Source organism: Limnoraphis robusta CS-951 (genome assembly GCF_000972705.2).
Map to the genome: position 1 here is coordinate 1 of NZ_LATL02000124.1, position 7839 is coordinate 7839.

A 7839-nucleotide genomic window follows, 5' to 3' on the forward strand; every position below is an offset into this window, starting at 1 on the left:
GGCATCTCACAGATAGCTTAATCCGTTAAATCCTTATCCTATCTGTTTTAAATTGAACGATTTTATCAAAATTGTCGGCAAAAAATACCGGGCCAAAAGCGGTGCGATCTCCCGGCTTTGCAAGCCCCTAAAGGAAGCGCACCAATAAAAGGCTTTCCCAGCTTTAAAAAGTATCAAGTCAGAGCTTCTGTTGAATACAAGACATCGGGTTGGGTGCTTTCAGAAGATAGACGCTATTTAACGTTTTCTGATAAGTTTCAAGCGGGTACATTTAAGCTTTGGGGAAGTCGAGATTTGCACTTCTATCAACTCCAACAAATTAAACGAGTTAGAGTGATTAGAAGACACGATGGATATTATGCCCAATTTTTGATAGACCACACCAGAAAGGAAAACAAAGAACTCAGTAACAAACAAACAGGTTTGGATGTCGGTTTAAACCATTTCTACACTGATTCAACAGGTAAACAGGTAGAGAATCCCCGTTTTCTAAGAAAAGATGAGCGACGAATTAAAAAGCTGCAACGTCGNCATTTCTACACTGATTCAACAGGTAAACAGGTAGAGAATCCCCGTTTTCTAAGAAAAGATGAGCGACGAATTAAAAAGCTGCAACGTCGGTTATCAAGAACAAAAAAGGGAAGTCAAAACCGTAAAAAAGCCAGAAATCGGTTAGGAAGGGCGCATCTAAGAGTTTCACGCAGGCGTCAGAATCGGGTCTGTAAACAGGCTCAACACGTCATCCAGTCTAACGACTTGGTAGCGATTGAAAACCTACGGATACGCAATCTGGTTAAAAACCATCATTTAGCCAAGTCAATTAATGATGCTGCTTGGTACAGATTTAGAGAATGGCTAGAATATTTTGGGAGAATTTATGGGGTTCCGGTNCATCATTTAGCCAAGTCAATTAATGATGCTGCTTGGTACAGATTTAGAGAATGGCTAGAATATTTTGGGAGAATTTATGGGGTTCCGGTGATTGCCGTTGAACCTGCATACACATCTCAAAATTGTTCAAATTGCGGTGAAAAGGTTGTCAAAACTCTCAGTACCCGGACTTCACGAATGTCCTCACTGCGGGTATGTAGCAGACCGAGATGAAAATGCCGCCAAAAATATTCTGAAATCTGCATTAAAACAGTTAGCAAATACCGTCGGGCAGACGGAAATCAACGCCTCCCGAGAGACTGACCTCTGCTTGGACGGGGAAACCCAACCCTTGTAAGTCAACTCAACGAAAGAGGAAGCCCAAACAGTGATGTTTGGAATCTCCGTTGTTTACGACGGAGAGGATGTCAANACCCAACCCTTGTAAGTCAACTCAACGAAAGAGGAAGCCCAAACAGTGATGTTTGGAATCTCCGTTGTTTACGACGGAGAGGATGTCAACCTTCCCAATTAGCTGATCCAATACGCTTGGCACGAGAACTGCGAGACTTCTTTTGACGGCTGGCTCCCCGAAACTTGGCGTAGCGGGTTCCGGGGAGCCGTCAAGTAGAGGCTATTCTTTATCTTTTATAAAGAAGCTCTTCCGCAGCATTTTGAAATAACTGCGCGACATCTGCTGTTGAGATGCCAAGGCCATACTGATTCCTGTTTCTTGAGCTTTAAAAGCCGCATTCATCCAACTTTCTTGAAGATTTAAAGCCGCTTTCATCGGATTGAAGGCATCACTTTGCTTGCTTCCCCCGGGGAAACTTGCAATCGACATCTTTACAACCTGTTCTTGAAAATCTTTCAGGTTTTTCCGGTGTTGCTCAAATACATTAGTATCCATGAGAACTTTCTCCTTTAAAGGCTAATAGCCCCATCTTAATGAGGGGTGGACATATCATTTCAGTTTAGCTTTAACTAAACTTGATTGAATCTTACAGCAATCGTCAAAGGAATTGCAAGATATGGGACTAATGCTAGAGAGGCGGTCACTAGTGATGAATTATCAATTATCAATTATGAACGATCTGCTATTCCCTATTCCCCATTTTCCATTCCCTCCGAAAAGGTCACGGAAACCTCCACCGGTTGATCTTCTAAGCCAATATAACGGGCGCGAATGGTGGTTTTTGCTTGAACTGGCATTAACGGGGTAATCGTTCCCAGAGAGAGCAAATCTCCGGGCTGAAGGCGTATCCCTGCGGCTTTCAAATCATCCCGCAGCCACAATACCGCTTTTAAAGGATGTCCCAGTAAAGCCGAACCCTCACCTTGGGCTAATTCCTGGTCATTTTCATCAACTAAAATAACCTTAAAATTTCCTAAACGTTTTTCCCATTCGGGTGTAGCTGCAAGCGGGATCACTTTTCCCAAAACTCCTAAACGCGCACCCGCATTAATTGCGACTAAAGCGGCTGCATTGAGTTTAACATCGGGTTGATAAACTAAATCGGGCAGTTCGATAAAGGGAATCACTGCATCTAAACCTGCAAGCAATTCCTGGGGCGTCGTGGCTTCGTTAATGCTATCATTACCGACTCGAACGATTAAATCGGCTTCAAATTGAGGTCTAGCCCCAAAGTCCGCCGAAACAACAGCACCATTATCGAGTAACATCTGTTTGAGGAGAACACCCCGCACAGGATGAGAAACATTTAAACGTTGTTGGGCGATGGGATTTGTCAGGGCGGCTTTATAACCCACGATAGGCCCTAAATGGGGAATAAGGATCTTAATAAATTCTTTTTGTATGCTAATCCCTTGTTGTAGAGAGAGATTCTCATTGATCGCAGCAACAGGTTCACGTTTTAAGTAGGTATTTGCCAGTTGTTGCGCTAAACTGGAGTCTGTGGCAATTATTTCGGTGGAGAGGAGATCCGGTTCTCGTGCTGGGGTTAATAGCAGGCTATCCGATGTCGAGAATTTGTGAGGAGAGCGAATTGCGTTAGCCAAATTTACACAGACGAGGGTGCTAATACTAGCACAGACAGTAGCAATGGAGAATCGTAGCCACAGATTATTAAATCGAGTCAGCATTAGTTTAAACAGATGGATCAAACCAGTGAAGTTTCACCCGTTTGGGCGAGGGTTTATCCTCTCTATTGGGGAAGTCACTGCTGAGGTCTTGATTGTAGCTTATATATTGATGCTGATTGATTCTCACTGTTTCATCGCATCAGGGTGTGAGTGAATTTAACAAAAGTTTAGCGAAATTTGTGCATCTCGATTTCTAAAAATACTTAGAGGCTGTTTTGACGGGAGCAAGTCAGTTAAAAAGAGTCATATGAATATCAAACAACTCTTTCAATCTTTCAATCTACCAACTCTAGGCGTAACCTCTGCCTTATCAGTCGGTGTTGCCTTAACAACTTTAGCAAATGTGATTACAGTTCGCTCCACCTTAGCACTTCAACAAGCCCCCGAACCTCAAGCCATTCTCATGTTAGGTGGAAGTATAGATCGCGAAGAATTTACGGCCTCGTTTGCCAAACAGCATGATCATTTAGAGGTTTGGGTTTCATCGGGTGTCGATCGCCGCACCGCAACGGAGATTTTTCAACAAGCCGGGGTTGATCTGGGGCGGGTACATCTAGACTATCGGGCTGTTGATACGGTGACGAATTTTTCAACTTTGGTTGAAGACTTGAAAAAACGGGATATTTCTCATGTTTACTTGATCACTTCAGATTTTCATATGCCTCGGGCGACAGCCGTCGCATCAGTTGTCTTTGGCAGTCAAGGAATTGCTTTTACACCTGTAGCGATTTCTAGCCAAGATTATCCCTCAGAATCGGGTATTCGGATTGCGCGAGATCTGAGTCGGGCTGTTGTTTGGAGGTTTACGGGTTGGGCGGGAGAAAACCTCAATCCCCGTTATGCTTTACGAAGGGCGATCGCGGAACGAGATGCAGCCCCTTTACCGGAACCCAGTTAAAACGAATTCTACATCAAAAACTCAAAATCCCGCTCGGTGTCGAGTGGGATTTTAGAGATCTAAATACAAACTAAGGTTCTGTTTCTCATTAGCCAAGAGATGGCTTCTGTCTTACATGGCTGAACCAACACCCACATAAGAACCGTAGAAGAAGATACCAACAACGACTAAAACACCAGTTCCAGCAACGGTGGCTACTAACCACAACGGAATTCGAGCTTGTCCAGACACGGTTTTTTACCTCTTATTTCAAAACGTTACGGACTTAACGATCAACTAAATTGAGAATGATATTCCAGNAGCCAAGAGATGGCTTCTGTCTTACATGGCTGAACCAACACCCACATAAGAACCGTAGAAGAAGATACCAACAACGACTAAAACACCAGTTCCAGCAACGGTGGCTACTAACCACAACGGAATTCGAGCTTGTCCAGACACGGTTTTTTACCTCTTATTTCAAAACGTTACGGACTTAACGATCAACTAAATTGAGAATGATATTCCAGTTAGTTAAAGAAGTAACTGGAGAACAAAATACCCAGTACAAAAATCAAGAGTAAACCCAGATAAAGAGAAGTCCGGTTTAACTCGACGGGCTGACGATTCCGGTTGGGAGTACGATCCATAAAAACCTCCTAGCGTTGAATAAACTGCATTGCGGCGATCGCGCCTAAGAAAAATACGGTTGGGACAGCCAGGGTGTGAACAGCAAGCCAACGAANCTGGAGAACAAAATACCCAGTACAAAAATCAAGAGTAAACCCAGATAAAGAGAAGTCCGGTTTAACTCGACGGGCTGACGATTCCGGTTGGGAGTACGATCCATAAAAACCTCCTAGCGTTGAATAAACTGCATTGCGGCGATCGCGCCTAAGAAAAATACGGTTGGGACAGCCAGGGTGTGAACAGCAAGCCAACGAACGGTAAAAATCGGGTAACTTACTGGTTGATTGGGATTAGAACTGCTACTCATGTTATTAAACTCCTTATTTTAACTACTTCCCGGTGTATTCATCGATTTGTTGTTTACCGCTAAAGCGATCAGACACAATCGGAATTTCTTGACGTTCTTGAGTCGGGAAATACTCATCGGGACGGGGGGTGCCAAAAGCATCATAAGCCAAGCCTGTGCTGACAAATAACCAACCTGCAATAAACAAAGCGGGAATGGTGATGCTATGAATCACCCAGTAACGAACACTGGTAATAATATCGCCAAAAGGACGCTCTCCGGTATCACCTGCCATGGGTAATTCTCCTCAATTACAACGGTTTACAAATAAGGATGAGAGACTTGAAATTATACTACGTTTTGTGAGTGGGGTTGAAAAGCCAATTTCCTCTGCTTTTTAACAAAGGCTGGTTCTATTTTTATCCCGATTCTTAAACGAGGGGAATCCAACATTTCTCAAGTCTGACATCTTAGCGTTTCAGTTCCAAAAGTTTTTCAGGGTGTTAAACGCCTATCAATGTATTATGATACAAAATTGGCAAATTTATAACAACCCAATCGAATCATTGATCTGCTTTAACCTAGTCTAGAGTTTAAGTGGCACTTTGGGAAGACTGGGCTGTATATCTTAATAGCGTTCCTCTTTGACCCAGGATAAAACCTTTGTCTGGGTTAATAAACTTAATGCGGTTAAAGTTCGCGGGAATATTTTCTACTTCGCGATCTTTGAGCCAAGTTTCTCCACCATCAAAACTACAGACCAAGTTCCCACTACCGCCACTGACCCAAATTTCTGAGGGAGTGCGATAGGCTAAATCGAGTAATCCCCAACTGGTGGCATACTCGGGTTTAATCACTTCACTCCATTCTTCGGGATTTTCCGGGTCAGCGAACCGCAGTTCACCGCCACGGGCGATCATCCACAAACGACCATCTTCACCAAAACCAATATTTTCTAACCGTTTAGAGCTATAACGGTTATGAGGTTGCCAAGCTTTTTCGCCCGGTGTCCAGGTGGAGTAGAAATTTCCCTTGGCGGATACGGTCATATATTCACCCTCAGAGGAACGGGCAATACTACGAACAACCCCAACCGCTTCTTCGACTAGAGCTTTCCAGTTTGTTCCCCCGTCTTCTGTGGCATAAATCGCACCGATATCGGTGGTCATTTCGGCCGACTGCGGGCCGAGTGCAACAATATTATAGGGCGCACCGGGAAGTTTTGAACTGAGTTGAATACGAGTCCAAGAGTTGCCATCATCGGTGGTATGTAATAAAACGGAAGGTTCACCGACTACCCAACCTTCAGAACCGGAGAAACTGACTGAAGCTAAACGAGCTTTTTCTTCGCCTAAATCTAGGGCTTTGGTTTCCCAAGTTTTACCCCCGTCGGTTGTTTCTAAAAGGGTGGCATTACTGCCAACAACCCAACCATGATTCGGGTCTGTTTCTGAAAAAGCCACATCAAATAAGTTGGCATCGGTTGCTGCGGGAACGACTTCCCAGGGGTTATAACTTATTACGGGCAGAAATTTACAACTGGTGCAAAGCAGAAGAACGGCAAATACAATTAGAATTTTTCGCAAAAATTTCATTAAACTCATGGGTTTTAGATCAATTCAAATCGCTTTTATTTCAAAGCATATAAGCTCATAAAGAACAGAAAACCTAAAGCAAGTCCGCCAAAGATCAGTAAATTTTTCTGTTGAGAACTGAGGGTATTGACTCCTAAGCCATAATTCAAATTTTCTTTGAACCCCGAAGGCCCCTCTTTTGATCCAATATTGGCAAACTGACTTCTTGGCGCCCCACAGACTGGACAACGCCAGCCCCCGGGTAGTTCTTCAAAAGGAGTTCCAGCCGGAACTGCAACTTTTCCCATTGAACTCCCTTTGTTTGGCTCGTAAACGTAACCGCAGGCTCTACATTCGTATTGATCTAGCGGTTGGACTTCAGTAGCTTGCTCGCTCATAGCTTAACCTGGAGGAGTCGTTAATTCTTAAAATGTCTATTACATAATATTACAGAATCTCACCAAAGCCAATCAAAAAAGAGGCAATAGGGAACAGGGGACAGGGAACAAGGGACAGGGGACAGGGAATGGGGTTCCCGGGAAGATGAGGGAGTCGGGCAAAAACTGTTGTTACCTCTTGCATGATTGCCTGTAAAAACTGTTCCCTACTTCACTTACCTTTAATGTCGAAAGAAGGCTCGCGCTGTACCAGCAAGGTCGGCCCCTTCGATGAATTTCGACCAACAAACTTGTGATATATTTAAATTAGCTTTCAGGTTGAGAATCCACCGATATCGTGAAAATTCCACTGAAATAGCGTGGCACTTTTGAACGGAAAACAAAAAAGAGCAAGACAAAACAGCTCGACGACTTGGATAGACAAGTTGCTTACATGGTGTCCGTCTTCCCACAAGCCGAAATCATCAAAGACATCGGCTCTGGACTCAACTTTAAGCGAAAAGGTCTTCAAACCTTACTGGAACGACTTATGCGAGGCGACCAGTTCACGCTTATNCTCTGGACTCAACTTTAAGCGAAAAGGTCTTCAAACCTTACTGGAACGACTTATGCGAGGCGACCAGTTCACGCTTATTGTTGCCTGTCCCGACAGACTTGCTAGGTTCGGATTCGAGCTTATTGAATGGATGGTCAAACATAACGGTGGAAAAATCGTGGTTCTGGACAACACTGTTCACTGCCCGGAAACTGTTCGCGAAGCGTGACGCGCCAGCGTCATACTCACCGCCTATCTTCTCTCCATCATTCACGTCTTTAGTTGCCGAATGCACGGACTCAGAAAATACGGGAAAAAGATCTCTGAAGATCCGGATATACCTAACAGCATCTCAAAGAAATCTCGTTAGACAGTGGTTTGGAGTGTCAAGACTTGTTTTTAACACCACCGTTAAATACCTGCAAGAACCTGATACTAAGGCAAATTGGAAGGCAATTAAAACAGGTATTTTGAATTCATTGCCAGACTTTTGTAAGTCAGTACCT

Annotated in this window: 13 protein-coding genes and 4 pseudogenes; 6 read left to right on the forward strand and 11 right to left on the reverse strand. The window is 43.9% G+C overall.

Annotated features, from left to right (window positions below; all coding sequences use genetic code 11):
• Nucleotides 1–51: 51 nt before the first annotated feature.
• From WN50_RS36075 to WN50_RS36085, 3 pseudogenes are all read left to right on the forward strand, one after another.
• Nucleotides 52–530: pseudogene (locus WN50_RS36075) on the forward strand (transposase); the annotation flags it as partial.
• Nucleotide 531: 1 nt separating this feature from the next.
• Nucleotides 532–890 (forward strand): annotated as a pseudogene (locus WN50_RS36080) (RNA-guided endonuclease InsQ/TnpB family protein); the annotation flags it as partial.
• A 1-nt stretch (nucleotide 891) separates the two neighbouring features.
• Nucleotides 892–1262: pseudogene (locus WN50_RS36085) on the forward strand (RNA-guided endonuclease InsQ/TnpB family protein); the annotation flags it as partial.
• A 242-nt stretch (nucleotides 1263–1504) separates the two neighbouring features.
• On the opposite strand, the gene WN50_RS11170 reads toward WN50_RS36085, so the two are convergent.
• Both WN50_RS11170 and WN50_RS11175 read right to left on the reverse strand, forming a co-directional pair.
• Nucleotides 1505–1780, reverse strand: coding sequence for a hypothetical protein (locus WN50_RS11170; RefSeq protein WP_046278844.1), 276 nt, complete (start codon nucleotides 1778–1780; stop codon nucleotides 1505–1507).
• 194 nt (nucleotides 1781–1974) lie between these two features.
• Nucleotides 1975–2973 (reverse strand): 2-keto-4-pentenoate hydratase, encoded by a 999-nt coding sequence (locus WN50_RS11175; RefSeq protein ID WP_235440918.1) that lies wholly within the window; start codon nucleotides 2971–2973, stop codon nucleotides 1975–1977.
• 247 nt (nucleotides 2974–3220) lie between these two features.
• On the opposite strand from WN50_RS11175, the gene WN50_RS11180 reads away from it, so the two are divergent.
• Nucleotides 3221–3871: a YdcF family protein gene (locus WN50_RS11180; protein WP_046278843.1), complete on the forward strand. Its 651-nt coding sequence runs from the start codon at nucleotides 3221–3223 to the stop codon at nucleotides 3869–3871.
• 111 nt (nucleotides 3872–3982) lie between these two features.
• On the opposite strand, the gene WN50_RS32095 is transcribed toward WN50_RS11180, so the two are convergent.
• The 9 genes and pseudogenes from WN50_RS32095 to WN50_RS11200 form a co-directional block, all read right to left on the reverse strand.
• A complete protein-coding gene (locus WN50_RS32095) occupies nucleotides 3983–4102 on the reverse strand; it encodes a photosystem II reaction center protein J (protein ID WP_023064980.1) in 120 nt (39 codons plus the stop codon).
• Between the two features lie 90 nt (nucleotides 4103–4192).
• Entirely contained in the window at nucleotides 4193–4312 is a 120-nt protein-coding gene (locus WN50_RS32100) for a photosystem II reaction center protein J (protein ID WP_023064980.1), read from the reverse strand.
• A gap of 68 nt (nucleotides 4313–4380) precedes the next feature.
• The gene (gene psbL / locus WN50_RS32105) at nucleotides 4381–4500 is read right to left on the reverse strand and encodes a photosystem II reaction center protein PsbL (RefSeq protein WP_072075572.1); all 120 of its coding nucleotides are present in this window, start codon (nucleotides 4498–4500) and stop codon (nucleotides 4381–4383) included.
• Between the two features lie 9 nt (nucleotides 4501–4509).
• Nucleotides 4510–4572 (reverse strand): hypothetical protein, encoded by a 63-nt coding sequence (locus WN50_RS36090; protein ID WP_425354798.1) that lies wholly within the window; start codon nucleotides 4570–4572, stop codon nucleotides 4510–4512.
• Nucleotides 4573–4596: 24 nt separating this feature from the next.
• Nucleotides 4597–4700 (reverse strand): annotated as a pseudogene (gene psbL / locus WN50_RS35275) (photosystem II reaction center protein PsbL); the annotation flags it as partial.
• Between the two features lie 9 nt (nucleotides 4701–4709).
• Nucleotides 4710–4847, reverse strand: coding sequence for a cytochrome b559 subunit beta (gene psbF / locus WN50_RS11185; protein ID WP_046278842.1), 138 nt, complete (start codon nucleotides 4845–4847; stop codon nucleotides 4710–4712).
• Between the two features lie 22 nt (nucleotides 4848–4869).
• Nucleotides 4870–5121 carry a cytochrome b559 subunit alpha gene (gene psbE, locus WN50_RS11190; RefSeq protein WP_046278841.1) on the reverse strand — a complete coding sequence of 84 codons (252 nt, stop codon included), beginning with the start codon at nucleotides 5119–5121 and terminating at the stop codon, nucleotides 4870–4872.
• 298 nt (nucleotides 5122–5419) lie between these two features.
• Complete coding sequence (locus WN50_RS11195; RefSeq protein ID WP_046278840.1) at nucleotides 5420–6430, reverse strand: photosynthesis system II assembly factor Ycf48; 1011 nt, start codon at nucleotides 6428–6430, stop codon at nucleotides 5420–5422.
• Nucleotides 6431–6456: 26 nt separating this feature from the next.
• Nucleotides 6457–6798, reverse strand: coding sequence for a rubredoxin (locus tag WN50_RS11200; protein WP_046278839.1), 342 nt, complete (start codon nucleotides 6796–6798; stop codon nucleotides 6457–6459).
• A gap of 608 nt (nucleotides 6799–7406) precedes the next feature.
• Here WN50_RS11200 and WN50_RS36095 point away from each other — a divergent pair.
• Nucleotides 7407–7562 (forward strand): hypothetical protein, encoded by a 156-nt coding sequence (locus tag WN50_RS36095; RefSeq protein WP_235440920.1) that lies wholly within the window; start codon nucleotides 7407–7409, stop codon nucleotides 7560–7562.
• Nucleotides 7501–7839 (forward strand): helix-turn-helix domain-containing protein (locus WN50_RS35280; protein ID WP_235440919.1); only part of this gene is annotated, 339 nt, incomplete at its 3' end. The genes WN50_RS36095 and WN50_RS35280, both read left to right, overlap by 62 nt.